General features: G+C 29.2%; 21 protein-coding genes and 1 other RNA gene. 14 read left to right on the top strand and 8 right to left on the bottom strand.

What is annotated here, in order from left to right; all coding sequences use genetic code 11:
* Window positions 1-5: 5 nt before the first annotated feature.
* The 3 genes from CXF68_RS13680 (at window position 6) to CXF68_RS13670 (ending at window position 1,996) form a co-directional block, all read left to right on the top strand.
* Window positions 6-773, top strand: coding sequence for an enoyl-CoA hydratase-related protein (locus tag CXF68_RS13680; RefSeq protein WP_101045572.1), 768 nt, complete (start codon window positions 6-8; stop codon window positions 771-773).
* A 12-nt stretch (window positions 774-785) separates the two neighbouring features.
* Window positions 786-1,496: a DUF6733 family protein gene (locus CXF68_RS13675; RefSeq protein ID WP_101045570.1), complete on the top strand. Its 711-nt coding sequence runs from the start codon at window positions 786-788 to the stop codon at window positions 1,494-1,496.
* A gap of 128 nt (window positions 1,497-1,624) precedes the next feature.
* The gene (locus CXF68_RS13670) at window positions 1,625-1,996 is read left to right on the top strand and encodes a hypothetical protein (protein ID WP_101045568.1); all 372 of its coding nucleotides are present in this window, start codon (window positions 1,625-1,627) and stop codon (window positions 1,994-1,996) included.
* 251 nt (window positions 1,997-2,247) lie between these two features.
* Here the strand turns inward: CXF68_RS13670 and CXF68_RS13665 are convergent, their stop codons facing one another.
* Window positions 2,248-2,673, bottom strand: coding sequence for a VOC family protein (locus CXF68_RS13665; RefSeq protein WP_101045566.1), 426 nt, complete (start codon window positions 2,671-2,673; stop codon window positions 2,248-2,250).
* Window positions 2,674-2,684: 11 nt separating this feature from the next.
* Window positions 2,685-4,880, bottom strand: a complete 2,196-nt coding sequence (locus CXF68_RS13660) for a RecQ family ATP-dependent DNA helicase (protein WP_101045564.1) — start codon at window positions 4,878-4,880, stop codon at window positions 2,685-2,687.
* A gap of 144 nt (window positions 4,881-5,024) precedes the next feature.
* On the opposite strand from CXF68_RS13660, the gene CXF68_RS13655 reads away from it, so the two are divergent.
* The 4 genes from CXF68_RS13655 to lptB all read left to right on the top strand — a co-directional run bounded on the left by CXF68_RS13655 (window position 5,025) and on the right by lptB (window position 7,945).
* Window positions 5,025-5,996: an SIS domain-containing protein gene (locus CXF68_RS13655; protein ID WP_101045562.1), complete on the top strand. Its 972-nt coding sequence runs from the start codon at window positions 5,025-5,027 to the stop codon at window positions 5,994-5,996.
* Between the two features lies 1 nt (window position 5,997).
* Entirely contained in the window at window positions 5,998-6,819 is an 822-nt protein-coding gene (gene tatC / locus CXF68_RS13650) for a twin-arginine translocase subunit TatC (RefSeq protein ID WP_101045560.1), read from the top strand.
* Window positions 6,794-7,141 (top strand): carboxymuconolactone decarboxylase family protein, encoded by a 348-nt coding sequence (locus tag CXF68_RS13645; RefSeq protein WP_101045558.1) that lies wholly within the window; start codon window positions 6,794-6,796, stop codon window positions 7,139-7,141. The genes tatC and CXF68_RS13645 overlap by 26 nt, the downstream gene beginning before the upstream one ends.
* Window positions 7,142-7,210: 69 nt before the next feature.
* A complete protein-coding gene (gene lptB, locus CXF68_RS13640; protein WP_101045556.1) occupies window positions 7,211-7,945 on the top strand; it encodes an LPS export ABC transporter ATP-binding protein in 735 nt (244 codons plus the stop codon).
* 76 nt (window positions 7,946-8,021) lie between these two features.
* Here the strand turns inward: lptB and CXF68_RS13635 are convergent, their stop codons facing one another.
* On the bottom strand, window positions 8,022-8,756 hold the full coding sequence (locus CXF68_RS13635; protein ID WP_101045555.1) for a phosphatidylcholine/phosphatidylserine synthase: 735 nt from the start codon (window positions 8,754-8,756) through the stop codon (window positions 8,022-8,024).
* Between the two features lie 101 nt (window positions 8,757-8,857).
* Here CXF68_RS13635 and CXF68_RS13630 point away from each other — a divergent pair, with 101 nt between their 5' ends.
* The gene (locus CXF68_RS13630) at window positions 8,858-9,835 is read left to right on the top strand and encodes a YheT family hydrolase (RefSeq protein WP_101045553.1); all 978 of its coding nucleotides are present in this window, start codon (window positions 8,858-8,860) and stop codon (window positions 9,833-9,835) included.
* Window positions 9,836-9,903: 68 nt separating this feature from the next.
* A complete protein-coding gene (locus CXF68_RS13625) occupies window positions 9,904-11,088 on the top strand; it encodes a DUF4105 domain-containing protein (protein ID WP_101045551.1) in 1,185 nt (394 codons plus the stop codon).
* Here CXF68_RS13625 and aroQ read toward each other — a convergent pair.
* The 3 genes from aroQ to CXF68_RS13610 all read right to left on the bottom strand — a co-directional run bounded on the left by aroQ (window position 11,065) and on the right by CXF68_RS13610 (window position 13,272).
* On the bottom strand, window positions 11,065-11,481 hold the full coding sequence (gene aroQ, locus CXF68_RS13620; RefSeq protein ID WP_101045549.1) for a type II 3-dehydroquinate dehydratase: 417 nt from the start codon (window positions 11,479-11,481) through the stop codon (window positions 11,065-11,067). The genes CXF68_RS13625 and aroQ overlap by 24 nt on opposite strands.
* A gap of 666 nt (window positions 11,482-12,147) precedes the next feature.
* On the bottom strand, window positions 12,148-12,675 hold the full coding sequence (locus tag CXF68_RS13615) for an outer membrane beta-barrel protein (RefSeq protein ID WP_101045547.1): 528 nt from the start codon (window positions 12,673-12,675) through the stop codon (window positions 12,148-12,150).
* Window positions 12,676-12,798: 123 nt separating this feature from the next.
* Window positions 12,799-13,272 (bottom strand): outer membrane beta-barrel protein, encoded by a 474-nt coding sequence (locus tag CXF68_RS13610; protein ID WP_101045545.1) that lies wholly within the window; start codon window positions 13,270-13,272, stop codon window positions 12,799-12,801.
* A gap of 97 nt (window positions 13,273-13,369) precedes the next feature.
* Between CXF68_RS13610 and CXF68_RS13605 the strand changes: the two genes are divergently transcribed.
* Window positions 13,370-14,287 (top strand): tyrosine recombinase, encoded by a 918-nt coding sequence (locus CXF68_RS13605; protein ID WP_101045543.1) that lies wholly within the window; start codon window positions 13,370-13,372, stop codon window positions 14,285-14,287.
* 24 nt (window positions 14,288-14,311) lie between these two features.
* On the opposite strand, the gene ffs is transcribed toward CXF68_RS13605, so the two are convergent.
* Window positions 14,312-14,410, bottom strand: an RNA gene (gene ffs, locus CXF68_RS13600) — signal recognition particle sRNA small type.
* Between the two features lie 165 nt (window positions 14,411-14,575).
* On the opposite strand from ffs, the gene CXF68_RS13595 reads away from it, so the two are divergent.
* The 4 genes from CXF68_RS13595 (at window position 14,576) to CXF68_RS13580 (ending at window position 19,718) form a co-directional block, all read left to right on the top strand.
* Complete coding sequence (locus tag CXF68_RS13595) at window positions 14,576-15,103, top strand: DUF4199 domain-containing protein (RefSeq protein WP_101045541.1); 528 nt, start codon at window positions 14,576-14,578, stop codon at window positions 15,101-15,103.
* A gap of 82 nt (window positions 15,104-15,185) precedes the next feature.
* Window positions 15,186-16,142, top strand: a complete 957-nt coding sequence (locus tag CXF68_RS13590) for a glycosyltransferase family 2 protein (RefSeq protein ID WP_101045539.1) — start codon at window positions 15,186-15,188, stop codon at window positions 16,140-16,142.
* 33 nt (window positions 16,143-16,175) lie between these two features.
* Complete coding sequence (locus CXF68_RS13585; RefSeq protein ID WP_101045537.1) at window positions 16,176-17,885, top strand: phospho-sugar mutase; 1,710 nt, start codon at window positions 16,176-16,178, stop codon at window positions 17,883-17,885.
* The gene (locus CXF68_RS13580; RefSeq protein WP_101045535.1) at window positions 17,886-19,718 is read left to right on the top strand and encodes an ABC transporter ATP-binding protein; all 1,833 of its coding nucleotides are present in this window, start codon (window positions 17,886-17,888) and stop codon (window positions 19,716-19,718) included.
* 66 nt (window positions 19,719-19,784) lie between these two features.
* On the opposite strand, the gene CXF68_RS13575 is transcribed toward CXF68_RS13580, so the two are convergent.
* A complete protein-coding gene (locus CXF68_RS13575; protein ID WP_101045533.1) occupies window positions 19,785-21,209 on the bottom strand; it encodes a CCA tRNA nucleotidyltransferase in 1,425 nt (474 codons plus the stop codon).
* Window positions 21,210-21,212: the final 3 nt, after the last annotated feature.

Here is a 21,212-nt window from a genome sequence, read left to right as displayed (position 1 = left end):
TTAATATGAATATATTATTTAAACAAATAGACAGGGTTCTTATTGCGCAACTAAATCGACCAAAAGCATTAAATGCATTGAATTCTGAAATAATGCACGAGCTATTAATTGGGCTAGAAATGTATGATTTAAAACCTGAAATAGGCTGTATTGTTCTTACAGGGAATGAAGATTTTTTTTGTGCTGGCGCAGATATTAAAGAAATGATTTCTATGAGTGCGAATGAAATGGTTAATGAAGATTATTTTAATCATTGGGAACGTTTAGCTAAAATTAAAACACCAATAATAGCAGCTGTAGCTGGATATGCTTATGGAGGTGGTTGCGAATTAGCAATGATGGCTGACATTCTATATACTACAGAAACAAGTACTTTTAGTCAGCCAGAAATAAAACTAGGTGTTATACCAGGAATTGGCGGTACACAAAGACTTACGAAACTTGTGGGTAAATCTAAAGCAATGGATATTATTCTAACAGGTCGAAATATTTCTGCTGAAGAAGCATACACAGCAGGATTAGTCTCTAGAATTTTCCCAAAACAGAATTTCATGCAACATGTAATGAACCAGGCTCAAATTATAGCCAATTTTTCTAAAATAGCTTTAAAAACAGCAAAAGAAACCATTAATCAATCTTTAGAAACAGGCTTAAATTCTGGAATTGTGTTCGAAAGAAAATTATTTCATTCTCTATTCAATACTTCCGATCAAAAAGAAGGTATGAACGCTTTTATAGAAAAAAGAGTTCCACAATTTAACCAAATTAAATAAAACATTTATAACATGAAAAAATCATATATTATAACATTAATTAGTTTACTATTTACTTTTACTTTTCTTGCTCAAGAAAAAAAAGAGACTAAAACCACCTTCGCTATTATGCCTATACACAATAGTGGTGCTGGCTTTAATAATGTTTTTTTAGGCTCTTATGAGTTAAAGCCTCGAAAAAAATTAACTTTTTACAGTGTTTTTTGGGTAAATCCATCATTTGGAAATCAAGGAAAAGATTTATTTTTAGAAACAGGAATTGGATTAGGTTTTACATCTAAAAACAAGAAATGGTACATCAATCCTAGTTTAGGTTTTGGTCATGGTAAGTTATTATCACAAACTTCTGGTACTAAAATAGCTGAAAGTATTATCCCTAGTTTATTCTTAGTTCATAACTCTGGAAGGTTTGAATTTGAAGCTTACACTGCATATTATAAAAGTTTACGAGGTCAAGGTAATTCACAAGACCTAATGCTTAATTGGGTAATTCCAGGTTTTAAAGTTAATAAACATTTTTCTCTAGGAGGTTTTTACGAACACTTAGGGCAAACGAGGGTTGATAATGGTAAAAAGGTAACTTTATATCAATTTTTAGGAGGTTATTTAAAAGCTACTATGAATAATGGTGTTTGGTTTCGTTTTGCATTTGGGCCTAATATTTCAGGCGATAATGTTAATGCCAATGAATTCTATAAAATTCAAGCTTTTATACCTATTTAATAATCCTTTTATAGAAAGGACTACTAATAAAATGATGCAGATTATAACGGAGTTATCTTTAAAAAGATTGCTCCGTTTTATTGTGAATACTTTTTTTATCGATACTTTTGCCATCATAAAATTTTACTATGCAATTTTTAAAACGTTTTGGTTATTATTCTGTTGGATTAATCTTTGGATCTTTAGTAGTACTTTTTATTTGGAAAGGTAAAAATGTCTCTTTTGATTATGGAATGGATGCTCGTACATTGAAAACGATTAGAATTAGAAAACGTTTATTTTCTGATAACGTGAAACAAGTTTTCGAAAATTCAAAAGTAGATACAGCTACAGTAACTGCAATATTAAAACATGCTGATGTTGATTTTGGAAAAAGTAAAGCTCAATTAAAACCTTGTGCTGAATACTTTATAACTGGAAAAGACAGCTTAAAGCATATTGATTTATATGTAATTAGATGTGATTCTACTACAACTATTAAAAAAATAACAATAAACTAACAATTTATATATATTTAAGGGAAGACTTGGGGTTACCTAAACTGAACTTATTTACATTTTATAGATAGACTTTAAATATTGAGTGATTTTTAAAAAAGTTAAGAATAGTTTATATTCAAACCCAAAAAAAGTTTCTATTTCTTAATAGTTTTCTATAATAATTATTATACCAAAACAAAAAAGCAAGAGATAAATCTCTTGCTTTTTTGTTTTTCACCTATAATGTTTTAATATTATTTCTATAATCTTCTTTATGAAGAACTATTTTCTAAAGACAACATCCATCTAATTCCAAATTTATCTTGTAACATTCCAAATTTTCCGCCCCAAAAAGCATCTTCTAGAGGCATCATTACAAATCCACCTTCTACTAAACCATTAAAAACTGTAATAGCCTCATCTTCATCTTCAGAATTTAAACTAACTGCAAAATTATTACCTGCTTTAAATTTTTCTTTATCATTAAAAAAATCGGATGCATTAATTGCCAAATCACCAACTTCTAATGTACAATGCATCGTTAAGTCTAATATTTCCTTAGGAAAACTCTTACACATTTCTTCAGGAGCTTCTTTAAACTGCATAAGCATTGTAATATCTCCTCCTAAAACATCGGCGTAAAAAGTCATCGCTTCTTTGCAGTTTCCGTTAAAATGTAAATAAGTTCCTGTTTTCATATGAATCGGGTTTAATTTGCTATTTCACTAGTAAATTTAATACGCATTAAACGTAATTCATCATCATCATAATCACCATCAAACTCATCTAATGCTTCTTGAATTTTATCTGTTTCCGCTTCCATAAAATAATCATGAATTTCTTCTTGTTGATCATCGTCTAACAAGTCTTCAACTGCATAATTAATATTTAATTTTGTTCCAGAAAACACAATTGCTTCCATTTCCTTAATTAGCTCAGACATATTTAAACCTTTAGATTTAGCAATATCTTCTAATGGTAATTTCCTATCTGTATTTTGAATAATAAAAAGTTTTAACCCTGAATTTACTCCAATACTCTTCACTATTAAATCATCAGGTCTAACCACATCATTATCATCAACATAATTAGTTATTAGCTTTATAAATTCTTTTCCGAATTTTTTTGACTTTCCTTCCCCAACTCCATGAACTTTCGATAACTCTTCTAATGTTATTGGAAATTTCAATGCCATATCATCTAATGAAGGATCTTGAAACACTGCAAATGGAGGAACTCCTAAGCGCTTACCTACACTTTTACGTAGGTCTTTTAACATATCTACCAGCTTATTATCTACACCTCCTTTTACCTTGGTATCCGCTATTATCGTTCCGTCATCATGTGTTGCATATACATGGTTTTCAGTCATCATAAATGATGATGGATTCTCAATAAATTTCCTACCTCTTGCTGTTAATTTTAAAACACCGTACTGTTCTATTTCTTTTCTAATTAAATCGACTACTAATATTTGACGAATTAAAGCTATCCAATAATGATTATCCTTTTCTTTTCCTATTCCGAAAAAAGGTTGTTCCGTTGTTTTGTGAGATTTTAATAATGCATTTCCTGCCCCTATAATTGTATTTACAACTTCTTTAGGCTTATACATCTCATTAGTATCTCTAATTACAGTTAATAATGTTTTAACTTCGCTTTGTGCTTCATGTTGTTTTTTAGGGTTTCGCATGTTATCATCTAACTCTGCTCCTTCTCCATTTACGCCATCAAATTCTTCACCAAAATAATGAAGTATATATTTACGTCTATTCATAGACGTTTCTGCATACCCAACAACTTCTTGCAAAAGAGCATGCCCTACTTCCTGTTCTGCAACAGGTTTATTGGCCATAAACTTTTCAAGTTTTTCAATATCTTTATATGAGTAGAAAGTTAAACAATACCCTTCTCCTCCGTCACGTCCTGCCCTACCTGTTTCTTGGTAATAACTTTCTAAACTCTTAGGAATATCATGGTGAATTACAAAACGAACATCGGGTTTATCGATTCCCATACCAAAAGCAATAGTTGCAACTACTACATCACAATCTTCCATCAAAAACATATCTTGATGTTTAGCTCTTTTCTTTGCATCTAATCCTGCATGATAAGGGAGTGCATTAATACCGTTAACTTGTAAAACTTGAGCAATTTCCTCAACCTTTTTACGACTTAAACAATATATAATACCCGTCTTTCCCATTCGTTGTTTTATAAAACGAATAATATCTTTTTCTATATCTACTGTTTTTGGACGAACTTCATAAAATAAATTAGGTCTATTAAATGACGCCTTAAAAATATTTGCATCACTCATTCCTAAAGTTTTAAGAATATCTTCTTGCACCTTTTCTGTAGCGGTAGCAGTTAAACCAATTATAGGTACATTATCAATCTGCTTAATAATTGTACGTAAATTTCTATATTCAGGTCTAAAGTCATGCCCCCATTCTGAAATACAATGGGCTTCATCAATTGCAACAAAAGAGATTTTCTGTTGTCTTAAAAACGCTGCATATTCCTCTTTAACTAATGATTCAGGAGCAACGTATAATAATTTTGTTATTCCTGATTCAATATCTTCTTTTACCTGAGCTATTTCAGATTTGTTTAAAGAAGAGTTTAATACATGCGCAATTCCATGATGCTCAGAAATACCCCTAATAGCATCTACTTGATTTTTCATCAATGCTATTAAAGGTGAAACAACAATAGCTGTTCCCTCTTTCATTAATGCAGGCAACTGATAACAAAGGGATTTCCCTCCACCAGTTGGCATTATTACAAAAGTATTTTCGTTGTTTAAAATACTTTTTACAACTTCTTCTTGTAGCCCCTTAAATTGGTTAAAACCAAATATTTTTTTTAATGACCCATATAACTCCGACTGCTCTATATTCATCTCCTAGTATCAAAAATTAAAAATGAGAACTAAATTACAAAAAACATTTATACTAATTGAAGTAAACTTTCTTTTTATTAAAAAGTTTTTCTTCTTAAATATTCCTACTTTTACACTTTAAACTTACTTAAAAAAAATTTAAACTTGAAAAACGCAAACGCAATCCTCTCAACTGCAAAAGAAACCATACTTTTAGAAAGTAACGCTATTGCTAATTTAGCAAATTTATTAGACAGTTCGTTTGTTGAGGCAGTAAATTTTATATTCAACTCAAAAGGACGCGTAATTGTTACTGGAATTGGTAAAAGTGCTAATATTGCTAATAAAATGGTTGCTACTTTTAATTCTACAGGAACACCTGCTGTTTTTATGCATGCAGCTGACGCTATACACGGAGATTTAGGAAACGTACAACGAAATGATGTAGTTATTTGTATTTCAAAAAGTGGAAATACTCCTGAAATTAAAGTTTTACTACCTTTAATAAAAAATTCTGATAATAAAGTTATCGCTATAACTGGTAATCCTGATTCTTTTTTAGGAAAAAATGCAGATTTTTTATTAAACTCTTATGTAGAAAAAGAAGCTTGCCCTAATAATTTAGCTCCTACTACAAGTACCACTGCTCAATTAGTATTAGGTGATGCTTTAGCTGTTTGTTTATTAGATCTTCGTGGTTTTACAAGTAGTGATTTTGCTAAATATCATCCAGGTGGTGCTTTAGGAAAACGTTTATACTTACGAGTTTCTGATTTAATCAAAAATAATCAATTACCTAAAGTAAAAAGTACAGATAAGGTAACAAGCGTAATTATTGAAATTTCTGAAAAAAGATTAGGTGTAACAGCTGTAATTAACGAAAATAATAAAATATCAGGGATTATTACTGATGGTGATATTCGTAGAATGCTTAGTAAAACAACTAAAATTGATGAATTAACTGCTCATGATATTATGAGTAATAATCCAAAAACGATAGATGTAGATGCTATGGCTGTAGAAGCTTTAGATGCTCTTGAAAATAGTAGTATTACACAAATTTTGGTTACCAATAAAAATAATGATTATGTAGGTGTTGTTCATTTACACGATTTAATTAAAGAAGGTATATTTTAATATGGCTGTAAAAGAAATGTCTTTTTTAGATCATCTTGAAGAATTAAGGTGGCATTTAGTTAGAAGTTTTGCTGCTATTTTTATTTTTGCAATTCTTATTTTTATAAATATTAATTTTGTTTTTAATGAAATTTTATTAGCACATTTAAAACCTGATTTTTCTACTTATCAATTTTTTTGTAAAGTATTTACTTCTATTGGTATTGATAGTAGTTTTTGTAGCATAGAATTTGCACAAGAGTTACAAGTATTAAACCCTACAGAAGAACTAATGACTGGTATTTGGTCAGCCCTTATTCTTGGTTTTGTAATCTCTTTTCCTTATATACTATGGGAATTTTGGCGTTTCATTGCTCCGGGGTTACATAGTTCTGAAAGAAGGAAATCAAGAGGATTTATTTTTATTTCTTCTCTTTTATTCTTCTTAGGAATACTTTTTAGCTATTATGTAATTTTACCTATGTCTGTATTTTTCTTCTATAATTTTTCTATTGGAGACGCTATTGTTAAGAATTTTAAATTAGGTGCGTATATTAGTCTTATTACTAACACATTAATTGGGGTTGCTATATTTTTTGAACTTCCTGTTGTTATTTTATTTCTTACCAAAATAGGATTAATAACACCTCAATTTTTACGAAAATACCGTAAACACGCATTAGTCGTTGTTTTAGTACTCTCTGCAATTATAACACCACCAGATATCGCAAGTCAAGTAATAGTCTCGGTACCAATTATGATACTCTACGAAATAAGTATTTATGTATCGCAATATGTCTTAAAAAAACAAAATAAAAATGTCTCAAAAAGTCCAAGAGTTTAACGACTACCGAGCTAAAATGAATGATAAAATTTTAGCAGGTGATAATAAAATTATCAAACGTATTTTTAACTTAGATACAAATGCCTTTAAAGAAGGTCATTTACCTGAAAAAACTAAAGAGTTACTTGGTTTAGTTGCATCAGCAGTTTTACGTTGTGATGACTGCATTGCTTATCATTTAGAAACAGCTCATAAAAAAGGGGTAACTAAAGAAGAAATGATGGAAACCATGAGTATCGCTACGCTAGTTGGAGGAACCATTTTAATTCCACACCTACGTCGTGCTGTTGAGTTTTGGGATGCTATAGATGAAGATAATTAACAGCTCATTATTTTAGAATCATAATACTTTAGTGTCCTTATTTATTAAAAATGAACTAATCCTTTATAAATGAAATTAAGAGCAGAAAACATACAAAAGATTTACGGTAGTAGAAAAGTTGTAAAAGGAATTTCTTTAGAAGTAAAGCAAGGAGAAATTATAGGTTTACTAGGTCCTAACGGAGCTGGAAAAACGACATCTTTTTATATGATTGTTGGAATGATTAAGCCAAACTTTGGAAATATTTTTCTTGATGATAATGAAATCACCACAGATGCAATGTACAAACGTGCTCAAAAAGGTATTGGTTATCTAGCACAAGAAGCTTCTGTATTCAGAAAACTTTCTGTAGAAGATAATATTATGTCTGTTTTAGAATTTACAGACAGATCAAAAGCAGAGAGGAAAAAACGTTTAGAAGAATTAATTAATGAATTTAGTTTAGGTCATGTTCGTAAAAATAAGGGAGACTTACTTTCTGGAGGAGAACGTCGTAGAACAGAAATAGCTAGATGTTTAGCTTCTGATCCTAAATTTATTTTATTAGATGAACCTTTTGCTGGTGTAGATCCTATTGCTGTTGAAGATATTCAAGGAATTGTAGCGCAACTTAAAACTAAAAACATTGGTATTCTTATTACCGATCATGATGTACAAGCGACATTAGCAATTACCGATAGAACCTATTTAATGTATAATGGAGAAATTCTTAAAGAAGGAACTCCCGAAGAATTAGCAGAAGATGAAACTGTACGACGTGTTTACCTTGGTAAAGATTTCGAATTAAAAAAGAAGAAGTTTTAGAAAATTCAAAATAAAAAAAGAGAAGTTATTTTATAACTTCTCTTTTTTTATTTTGAATAACTTAATGTACTGCCCCTTAAACTTTCTTTAGATTATTAATTACTGAAAGCATTACATATATAAAAATTATTAAAGGAATTGCTACAAATTTAAATACGACTAACAATATAATAGAAAGCAGTAAAAAAAAGTATTTTAATCCATTTTCTTTAAAACCAAAAGTTTTAAATTTTAAAGCAAATAAAGGAATTTCTGCATTCATTAAAAAAGTTAATAATACTGTTATTCCTATTAAAAAATACTCATTACACATTAAATTAACAAAGAATAACTGACTTCCAAACTCTGCAATTAACGGTAAAGAAATTACAAATAATGTCATTGCTGGTGTTGGCAGCCCTATAAATGAATCTGATTGACGTGTATCTATATTAAAATTAGCCAATCTATAACAAGCTCCTAAGGTTAATAATAATCCAATATAAGGTAAATTGCTTCCTGTTGCTCCGTATGAATCAATTCCAAAATAACCTGAAGCATCTAAATCTATTGCATTTATCAAAAGTTGTAACATTACAATACCAGGCACTACTCCACTGGTAACCATATCTGCCAAACTATCAAGCTGTTTTCCTAATTCTCCTTGAACATTTAATAATCGAGCAGCAAAACCATCTAAAAAATCAAAACCAATACCTATTGTAACTAAAATAGCTGTCCCTACAAAATCACCTTTTATAGCGCTAATTATAGCTAGTGTACCACATAATAAATTTCCCAAGGTTAATAAATTCGGAATATGTCTTTTCATTTATATAAAAATTTATAGCGAAAATAAGAAATCATTTTATCAGTTCTACATTTTACTTTTTTTTTATCATATTTGTTAATCATAGTAATACCCTCCAAAAAATGCCTATTCTTTCTTGTAATTTCAATCCTACTTTGCCATTTAAAAGTGCACACTTTAACACTATGTATCGTCCTTTATTTATGAAAGACACCATAAAATATCAGCGAAAAAGAATAACAACTTGGGATAATGATTTTATTGATTTAGACTTTTCAGCTATAGGTTCAGAAACACTAGTGTTATTAATTCATGGTTTAGAAGGGAGTTCATATTCAAATTATATGATTACAACTTCAAATTACTTAAATAATACTGGTTTTGATACTGTTTGTATGAATTTACGAAGTTGTAGTGGTGAAGATAACGCTCTCTTAGAAACCTATCATAGTGGAAAAACTGATGATGTAGACTTTATTGTTAGACATCTTACAACAAATTATAAATATAAAAATATCATTATTGTAGGTTTTAGTCTCGGTGGTAACTTAACATTAAAGTATTTAGGAGAATACATTAATATGCCTATAGAAGTTAAAGGAGGAATTGCTGTTTCTGTTCCTATTGATTTAACTACATCACAAGCAGAACTATCTAAACTAAAAAATAAAATATACTTAAATGAATTTTTAAAAACTTTAAAGCTAAAAATATTAGAGAAATCAGAAAAATTCCCAGAATATAAAATAAATAAAAAATTATTGTTTAATGCTACAAAATTTCGTCACCTAGAGAAACAATACACAGTTCCTGTATTTGGGTTTAAAAATTCAGAAGATTATTGGTTAAAAGCTAGCTCTAAACCTTACATTTCTAAGATAGAAGTACCTACATTACTAATTAACTCACTTGATGACACTTTTTTATCTAAAGAGTGTTATCCTTTTAAAGAGGCTGAAAACTCAGCTAATTTCTATTTATTAACACCTAATTATGGTGGTCATGTAGGTTTTACATCTTCTTTTAATAATGATGAGAATAAATGGGTTGAAAAAAAAATTACTAAATTCATTCAAGAAAATATTGGAATATGTTCTTAAAAAAACAATTATTATAATCTTAATTAAGATATTTGTAATAATTAATTATCTCTTATTAGATTTAAATTATGCTAAAAAAAAACATTGCTATTTTCTTTATTCTTTTCTGTATTAATATAGCTGAATCTCAGGTCTCAAAAACAGTTAATCTATCTACTTTCTCTAAAATAAGTATTATAACTTCAGGCCCTGGAGAAGCTTTATATGAAAAGTTTGGTCATACAGCAATACGTGTTAAAGATCCTGTTTTACAATTCGATTTAATTTATAATTATGGAATTATTAATTTTGAAAACCCAAATTTTTATATTGATTTTACTAAAGGGTTTATGAAATATAAATTAGTTCGATATCCTTTTTATTTAGCTTTAAAAAGTAACCAACAAGATAAACGTTGGGTTAAAGAACAAATATTGAACTTAACTGAAGAGCAAAAAAATGAAATTTTTCAATTTTTAGAAATAAACGCTGACCCAAAAAATGCAAGTTATTTTTATGATCCATATTTTAATAATTGCGCAACTAAACCTCGTGATATTATTAAAAAAGTACTAGGTGAAAACTTAGTTTTTAATGACAATTTCGTATCTGAAAACTTATCTTTAAGAGCATTAATGAATAAAGAAATTCATCCAAATACTTGGGGAAGTTTAGGTATTAATATTGCTTTAGGTAGTAGATTAGATAAAACTGCAACAGCTAATGAATACCTATATTTACCTGATTATGTATATGAGGCTTTAAATTTATCTAAAGTAAAAAAAGAGAGAAAAGAAGAGAATTTAGTTTTAAAAACGAATATTTTATTAGATTTTGATGAAAAAAAGTCACAAAGCGATACAGTGAGTCCATTTTTGGTAATTTTATTACTTTCCTTAATAGGATTATTTATAACATATAAAGATTATAGAAACAACAAAAGAAGTAAATGGTTAGACTTTACATTATTCTTTTTTACTGGAATAATAGGTATATTAATTGTTTACATGTGGTTTTTTACAAATCATTCAACTGCCCCTAATAATTTTAATATCTTATGGGCTTTTGCACCTAATTTTATTATAGCCTTTTTATTATTAAATAAAAGACCTCCTAATTGGATAGCTAAATATTGTCTTATTCTATTAATATTTTTGCTAATAACCTCTTTTATCTGGATAATAAAAATTCAAATACTTTCGTTTACTTTAATACCTTTACTGCTTTTATTAGGGTTTAGATATTGGTTTTTACAAAAAACTTTGAATCGCTAATTTATAACTTTGTAAGCCAAAACCTGTAATAACTCCTTTTGTATTAGGTGCAAGGTAACTTATATGTCGAAAAGTTTCACGCGAATGTACATTAGAAATATGTACCTCTACCACTGGTGTTTCAATCCCCTTTACAGCATCAGCTATTGCAACTGAAGTATGTGTATAGGCAGCAGCATTTAAAATAATACCATCGTATTTAAACCCTACTTCATGTAATTTATTTATGATTTCACCTTCAACATTAGATTGAAAATAATATAATTCAATAGTATTATAGGTTTCTTTTAATTCATTAAAAAACTCATCAAAAGAACTAGCTCCGTATATTTCAGGTTCACGCTTTCCTAATAGATTTAAATTGGGTCCGTTTATAACAATTAGTTTTTTCATTTCATTTATTTAAAATACAAAAATACTCTTTTTAATTTTTAAGTATAAAAAAGGGAAGCAAAATAAACTGCTTCCCTTTTTATAATATCTAAATTTAGATTATCAGACGTAAACTAAAGATAATCCTAATTTAGGTAAGAATCCTTCAATACCTGTTAATAAAATAGAACCACTTGTGTTAATTTAAGCATATTGAGCTCCAAAATTTAAATCTAAACTTAAGTCTCCTCCACCAAATACTCATTGGTATCCAACAACAACTCCAGCTCAAAAGAAATAAAAACCACCAGCTGAATCTAAAGAAGTACTAGAGTAAGATACAACAGAAGCTGTGTACACCATCCTCTAAGCCTTTATTCATCAAAGTAAAATTTATATTTTCCTTCTACACTCCAAATCCCTCTGATTTAGCGTCAACTTACCCCCTACTGTGTTTACTTTTAAACTTGAATAAGCTACAGCCAATTCAACAGAACTTGATTCTGAAATAATTTTTTCATATCCTATTTCAAAAGAACCTAAAGCCAAAGGGGGGGTGCTTTAACTACTAAACCCTAACCTTACAATAGCAATTAATAATAATAATTTTAAATATTTTTCAAAAAAAAAGTACTGTTATATTTCTATAACAGCACTTTTTTATATAATTATAATAGTAATTTCTTATTATAAAGAAAAAGAGTAAGTTCCACCTAAACCAAAAGTTGAAAAAGTAGAATTTACATCAACACTTAAAGTTCCTAATAAAGGAAGAGTTTGGCTTATAGTTTGGCTTACACTAGCAGCAGAATAATCAAGGTGTAACGTAATTTTGTCAGTTACTTTGTAACCAACAAGAGCACGATAATAAAAACCTCCATCATTTGAACCAGAAGGTCTAACTCCAATTCCATATCCTAAATCAGCACCAATAGTAACTTTTTCAGCTACAGCATAACGTGCAGCAGCAGCTAATGGTAAAAAAGCAACATCAGCTCCTTCTCCATTAAAGTGTAAATAAGACACAGATGGTCCTACTTGAAACTTTTCAGAAACCTTAAATAAGTAATTTGCCTCAATAGCACCTGTAACATCAAAAGCATCACTAGCATCACCTACTGGTAAACCAATTGTACCTCCAACATTAAGTTGTCCTTCTTGTGCGTTAACAGCAATACCAAATGCCATCATAGCAACTAATAATAATTTTTTCATAATTTTAAATTTTAAATATTTTTTTTTTAATGTTCGGCAAAAGTAAATATATTTATAACTTCCACAAAATTTATTTCAAAAAAATTTTTTTTTTTTGAAATGAAACCGTTGTTTATTTCTATTTTATAGAGTAAAAGAATAAGTTCCACCTAAACCGATAGTTGCAGGTGTAGAGTTTTCAAGAACAACTGCTGAATAATCAACATGAATTGTAATTTTTTCTGTTGCTTTATAACCTACCATTGGTCTGTAGTAAAAACCATCTTGAGTATACTCAGAAGGCCTAACTCCAATTCCATATCCTAAGTCTAAACCTAAAATAAATTTCTCAGACACATCAAAACGACCAGCAGCTCCTATAGGTAAAAAAGCAGCATCGGCTCCATCACCTTGAAAATGTAAATAAGAAACAGTTGGTCCTACTTTAAACTGAGGAGAAACTTTAAATAAATAGTTAGCTTCAATTGCTCCAGTTATGTTAGCCGTATCTGCATCACCTACAGGTAAACCGATAGTACCACCTACATTTAATTCTGCCTCTTGTGCATTCACAGCTATACCAAAAGCCATCATTGCAACTAATAATAATTTTTTCATTACTTTTTAATTTTATTAATTATTTTTGTCCTGCAAAACTAGTAATATTCTGGTCCTCTCCCCTCTTATTTCATGTTAAAAAAACATATTTTTCATAATGAATTGGAAACAAGCAACATCTGATTATACAAACTATTTAAAAATTGAAAAAGGGCTCTCTAAAAACTCTATTGACAGCTATAATAGAGACATAAAAAAGCTTGTTTTGTTTATTAACGACCTAGCTAGTTCTTATAGTCCTATATATATTACTTCAGAAATTATTCAGCAATTTATATATGTTACTAGTAAAAATATTAATCCACGAAGTCAAGCTCGTTTAATTTCAGGCTTACGTAGTTTCTTTGATTATTTAGTTTTTGAAGACTATAGAAAAGATAACCCTACTGATTTAATAGAAAGTCCTAATATTACGAGAAAACTTCCTGATACTTTAGAAAAAGAAGAAATTGATGCTTTAATTGCAGCTATCGATTTAACACATTCGCAAGGAGAACGAAACAAAACAATTATTGAAACTATTTATAGTTGTGGTTTGCGAGTAAGTGAGTTAATTAACTTACAATTATCTGATTTATTTTTTAATGATGGCTATATACAAATACTAGGAAAAGGAAATAAGTATCGTTTTGTACCTATACACATTACAACAATTCGTCGTTTAAACTTTTATATTAATGATATTCGTTCTAAAATTACACCCAAAGAAAAAGAGGAAGATATTATTTTCTTAAATAGGCGAGGAAAACGTTTAACCCGTCAAATGATCTTCATTATACTTAAAGAATTAGCAATAAAAACAAATCTTAAAAAAAGTATTGGCCCGCATACTTTACGACACTCATTTGCTACCTATTTATTAAAGAATGGTGCTGATTTACGTGTTATACAACAATTGTTAGGTCATGAAAGTATTACAACTACTGAGATTTATGTACATTTAGATACTAGTTATTTGAAAGAAGTAGTAGAATTACACCACCCAAGAAGTAATATTAATTTAAAAGAAGAGTAGTTTTACGAAAGTATTGGGTACAAAAAAAGGCAAGCTACCTACATCACACTGCTACAACCTAATACCCTTGCTGCGTTCCCGCCCTGGGGGATTCAAAGGGAGCTAGTTGTGTAGGACTTGCCGCTGCAAATCTACGTCCTTGTTTTGATAAAACAATGAAAAAAAGTTAGTTTTTTTTGTAACATTTTTAACTATTTGAATACTAACATATTGTTAAATAACTTTTTTTGAGATAACTTCGATTCAAAAGCAAAATAATACATTTGTTAAACTAACTAAATTCATAAAATGGAAAATCAAGCAAATAGTAAAAACATTATTTTAAATTACGGATTAATTTATGGTGGCATTATAATTTTCATCAATTTAATAATATATGCATTAGGAATGACATTTGATACAATAGGTGGTGTAATTAATATGATTGCCTTAGCTGTTTGTATTATAGGTCTACCTACTTTAGCAATCAAAAAATTCAAAAAAGAAAATTATGGCTTTTTAGCCTGGGGACAAGCTATAAAGATTGGTGTTGGTATTGTTGCTTTAGGTGCTCTTATTAGTATTTTATATACTCATATATTTACAGGTGTTATTGAACCAGATTTTTATAACCAACTTAATGAATTTCAAACAGGAAAATTTTTAGATGCTGGTTTAACAGAAGAACAAATTGAAGCTCAATTAGCTATGCAATCTAAATTTCAAGGAACAATTATTGGTGATGCTTTAGGTTTATTATTTTATGTCTTTTTAGGTTTTGTAACTTCAGCTATTGCAGGGGCAATTATGAAAAAAACTGAAGAGGATCAATATTAAAGAATACTTTTAAAAAGGTAAAGTTATAAAGTTTACGAAAGACTTCGTAACTTTACCTTTTTAAATTTTGTACCAAATAAATATGAATATATCGGTAGTAATACCACTTCTTAACGAAGAAGAATCTTTACAAGAATTACACAATTGGATTGCAACGGTTATGCAATCCAATAATTATTTATATGAAATTATATTTATTGATGACGGTAGCACCGACACTTCTTGGCAAGTAATTGAACAATTATCAGAAAAAAATAAATCAGTAAAAGGAATTCGTTTTCAAAAAAACTATGGTAAATCTCAGGCTTTAGATGCCGGTTTTGGTTTAGCCAAAGGAAGAGTTGTTATAACAATGGACGCCGACCTACAGGATAGTCCTGATGAAATCCCTGGTTTATACAATTTAATAAATGATAAAAATTTCGATTTAATTTCTGGATGGAAAAAGAAACGTTATGATAATGTTATGACGAAAAACATTCCATCTAAATTATTTAATTGGGCAGCCCGTAAAACATCTGGTTTAAAATTAAATGATTTTAATTGTGGTTTAAAAGCCTACAAAAACGAAGTCATTAAGACAGTAAAAGTAAGTGGTGAAATGCATCGTTATATTCCCGTATTAGCGAAAAATGAAGGTTTTAATAATATTGGCGAAAAAATAGTGCAACACCAAGCTCGTAAATATGGTGTTACTAAATTTGGTATGGATCGTTTTATTAACGGGTTTTTAGATTTAATTACTATTTCTTTTCTTTCTAAGTTCGGAAAACGCCCAATGCATTTCTTTGGCCTTTGGGGTAGTTTAATGTTTATATTCGGTTTTTTAGCCGCTTTTTTTATTGGGGTGTTAAAAATCTACCATTTATCTACTAGTGTAAAAACCATTTTGGTAACAAACAATCCTTGGTTTTACATTGCTTTAACATCAATGGTTTTAGGAACACTTTTATTTTTAGCTGGTTTTTTAGGTGAATTAATTATAAAAAGTAATCCGCAACAAAAACATTATGCAATTAAAGAAAAATTGAATTTTTAAAACATGTACTTTTGTACTTTATAAATTTGACATATGAAAGAGACATTAAATAAAGCAAAATTATGGCTTTCTGACTCATTTGATTCAGAAACTAAAAATGAGATTCAACGATTAATAGAGATTAACTCTAGTGATTTAGCTGATCGCTTTTATAAAAATTTAGAATTTGGTACTGGCGGAATGCGTGGTATCGTCGGAGCAGGAACCAATCGAATAAATAAATATACTTTAGGTAAAGCAACGCAAGGTTTAAGTAATTATTTACACCAAATTTATCCTAAGAAAGAATTAAAAGTAGCCATTGGTTATGACTGTCGTCATGATAGTAAATGGTTATCTAAAGTTGTTGCGGATGTTTTTTCTGCAAATAATATTAAAGTTTTTCTTTTTGAAGACCTACGCCCTACCCCCGAGTTATCATTTGCGGTAAATCATTTAGGATGTGATGTTGGTATTGTATTGACAGCTTCTCATAATCCTCCAGAATATAACGGATACAAAGTATACTGGTCTGATGGTGGTCAAATCGTACCTCCAGAAGATAAAGGAATTATTAACGAAGTAAATTCTTTAGAATATACAGATATTAACTTTAACTCCAATGAAAACCTTATTTCTTCTATAGGAAATGAAATAGACGAAGCTTTTTGGTTAGCATCTATTAAAAACGGAACTTTTAATGTAAAAGGCCGTGAAGATTTAAAAATTGTTTTTACTTCTTTACATGGTACTGCTATTAAATTAATTCCTGAAGTTTTAAAACGTGCTGGATATGCACAAGTTCATATTGTTGAAGAACAAGCTGAGCCTAATGGAAGTTTCCCTACTGTAAAATCACCAAATCCAGAAGAACCGGAAGCATTACAAATGGCTGTTGATTTAGCGAATAAAATTGATGCTGATATTGTTTTAGGAACTGACCCTGATTCGGACAGAATAGGTATTGCTGTTCGTGACTTAGAAGGTAATATGAAATTATTAAACGGAAATCAAACTATGAGTATGATGACCTATTTTTTAATTAATGACTGGGAAAAGCAAGGTAAATTAAACGGAAAACAATTTGTAGGATCTACAATTGTATCAACTAATTTAGTAAATGAAATTGCTGAATCTTATGGTGTAGAAACTAAAGTTGGATTAACAGGTTTTAAATGGATAGCTAAGATGATTAAAGACCACCCAGAACTTGATTTTATAGGTGGTGGTGAAGAAAGTTTTGGTTATATGGTTGGTGATTTTGTTCGTGATAAAGATGCTGTAACTGCTGCTTTATTAGCTTGCGAAATTGCCGCAAATACAAAAGCAAACGATAGTTCTTTTTACAATGAATTATTAACTTTATACACACGTCATCATTTTTATAAAGAACACTTAATTTCTATTGTTAAAAAAGGAATGGATGGTGCTAATGAAATCAAACAAATGATGGCAGATTTACGTAGTGCTCCTTTTACTGAAATAGACGATAAAAAAGTGGAGTTTTTATATGATTATCAAGCGTCTATTAGAAAGAATTTGATTACTGGTGAAGAGGTAATTATGGATATTCCTAAATCGAATGTACTAATTTATCAAACTACAGATGGTACAAAAATAGCAGCTCGTCCTAGTGGGACTGAACCAAAAATAAAATTCTATTTTAGTGTAAGAACAACCTTAGACACTATTAATAATGCAGTTGCTGTTGAAAAAGAATTAGACACTAAAATTCAAAGAATTATCAAAGGATTAAATTTATAGATGAATTATTTTAAAAGATTTTTTAATTACGCACGTCCTTATAAATCAATTGGAATATTAAGTATTATTCTTAATATTTTGTATGCGTTATTTACCACTCTATCATACGTTATTTTAATGCCTACTTTAAATATTTTATTTGGCGAAACACCCAAAGTTTTTATAAAACCTCAATTTTTAGGTTTTAGTAATTCTCTAAATAAAGAATATTTAAGTAATTTATTAAATTATTATGTTACCCACACAAATGAAAATTATGGACAGGAAAAAACGCTGCTATATGTAGTACTATGTGTAATTATTGTTTTTTTACTTAAAAATTTATTTAGTTATTTAGGACAACTAACCATGGTTTTTTTAAAAAATAATGTATTAAAGGATCTTAGAACAATTATTTATCAAAAAATAATAACGTTACCACTTTCTTTTTTTTTGAAACAAAACAAAGGTGATATTATTGCTCGTAGTACTAATGATGTAAATACTATTAATAATTCTTATCTTAATTTAATCATCACTTTTATAAGGGAACCATTAAATATTATTTTTACATTGTTTGTAATGGTAAAAACAAGTTGGGAATTATCTATTTTCATTTTTACTTTTATTCCTGTTTCTGGTTTAGTTATTTCATTTATAAGTAAAAAAATAAAAGAACAATCTGGTGAAATTTCTTATAAAATCGGTGGGCTCTTAGGAATTTTAGAAGAAAGTATTTCTGGATTAAAAATTATTAAAGCTTTTAACGCTGAACAATTATTTACCTCAAAATTTAATACTCAAACAGAAGATATTAGATTATTATCTAACAAAATGAGTAAAAAAGAAACCCTAGCTAGTCCTATGAGTGAGTTTTTAGGAATTGTTACAATTGCAGGGCTTCTTTGGTATGGTGGTAAAATGGTTTTGATTGATAAAACATTACTAGGTGGTACTTTTATTGGTTTTATGGCTGCAGCTTACAATATACTTACACCAGCAAAAGCAATTGCAAAAGCTAATAATAATATTAAGATCGGAAACGCCGCTGCACAAAGAATTTTTGAAGTTATCGATACCAAAAATGAATTAATCGAACTTGATAACCCTAAAGAGTTAACCATTTTTAAAGAGGAAATTCAATTTAAAAACATTTCGTTTAAATATGACGAAAGCTATATTTTAAAAAACTTTTCATTAACAATTCCTAAAGGAAAAACAGTTGCTTTAGTAGGACAATCTGGTAGCGGAAAATCTACTTTAGCAAACTTAATTACTCGTTTTTATGATCTAAACAAAGGTGATATTTTTATTGATGGTAATAATATAAAAGACGTTTCTAAAAAATCACTTCGAGGATTAACAGGAGTTGTAGCACAAGATGCCACTTTATTTAATGATACAATTGCTAATAATATAAAATTAAGTAAACCTTTTGCTACTGATAAAGAAATTGAAAACGCGGCTATAATAGCAAATGCCGCTGATTTCATCAATGATTTCCCTCTGAAATACCAAACTATAATTGGTGATAGAGGTAGTTCATTGTCTGGTGGTCAGCAACAACGAATTGCTATCGCAAGAGCTGTTTTAAAAAACCCTCCAATTATGATTTTAGATGAAGCAACTTCCGCTTTAGATACCGAATCTGAACAGTTAGTTCAAATAGCTTTAGAAAAAATGATGAAAAATAGAACATCTTTAGTTATTGCACATCGATTATCTACCATTCAAAATGCTGATAAAATAGTTGTTATGAAAAAAGGCCAAATCGTAGAACAAGGGAAACATGATGAATTATTAGCTAAAAAAGGTGAGTATTATAAATTAGTGAGTATGCAATCACTAGCTTAAATATTTATAATTAATAAAAAAAAAAGGAAAGTTCATAAACTTTCCTTTTTTTTATATTTTAAAATTTTAATTACATATTTCTAAACCTAGCTTCTTCCCTTTTACTATCATAAAATCATAACAAGCTTCATGTTCATTCGGTATTTCACCTTCTAAAATAGCTTCTTTGATAGCTTCTTTTATCTCTCCTATTTCTCTACACGGTGTTAAATTAAAAGCTTTCATAATTTCTTCACCTGTAATGGGTGGTTGAAAATTACGTACTTTATCTCGCTCTTCTACTTCTTTAATTTTATCACGAACGAGTTCAAAATTTTTATGATAACGACTAAATTTTTTAGGATTTTTTGTTGTTATATCTGCCTCACATAGAGTCATTAAAGAATCTACGTCATCTCCGGCATCAAAGACCAACCTTCGAACTGCTGAATCGGTTACATCACTTGCTAAAACAATTGGTCGAGAACTTAACATTACCATTTTTTGAACAAATTTCATTTTATTGTTCAATGGCATTTTTAATCGCTTAAATAATTTATACACCATTTTAGAACCTACAAATTCATGTGCATGAAATGTCCATCCTTGTTTTTTATGATAACGTTTTGTTGGTGCCTTACCTATATCGTGCAACAATGCTGCCCAACGAAGCCAAACATCCTCAGTGTTTTTAGAGATATTATCAACAACTTCTAAAGTATGATAAAAATTATCTTTATGTTTTTGCCCTTCTAGTTCCTCAACCCCTTTTAAAGCTATCAGTTCTGGGATAATTCGTTCTAATAATCCTGTTTCCTCTAGCAATAAAAAACCAACAGAAGGCTTAGATGAATCTAATACTTTATTTAACTCAACAATTATTCGTTCTTTGGTAATAATATCTATACGTTTTGCATTTTTTGCAATAGCACTTAAAGATTCAGCTTCTATTACAAAATTCAACTGTGCTGCAAAACGAATGGCACGCATCATCCGTAACGGATCATCTGAATATGTAATATCAGGATCTAAGGGGGTTTTTATTATTTTAGATTCTAAATCTGACATTCCATCAAAAGGATCTAATAATAAGCCGAATGTTTCCTTATTTAAACTTAAAGCCAATGCGTTTATAGTAAAATCACGCCTATTTTGATCATCTTGCAACGAACCTGCCTTTACTTCTGGATTTCTACTATTTTCTTTATAAGATTCTTTGCGAGCTCCTACAAACTCTATTTCAATATCTTTATATCGTAACATTGCTGTTCCGTATGTTTTAAAAACTTGAACCTTTGGTTTGTTTGGTAACAAAGAAGCTACTCTTTCTGCTAATTCTATTCCGCTACCAACAGCAACTACATCTATATCTTTTGCAACACCTCTTTGTAAAATAAAATCACGTACAAAACCTCCAATTACATAACTTTCTAATTGTAATTCTTCTGTTGCTTTACTTATGTATTGAAATATTTCAGCAGAAATGGCCTCTTTATAGTATTGTTCTTGCATCTA

The organism is Tenacibaculum sp. Bg11-29 (assembly GCF_002836595.1).
Taxonomy (GTDB): domain Bacteria; phylum Bacteroidota; class Bacteroidia; order Flavobacteriales; family Flavobacteriaceae; genus Polaribacter.
The sequence above is the reverse complement of the archived record's forward strand: the minus strand, read 5'-3'. Positions and strand labels throughout refer to the sequence as shown.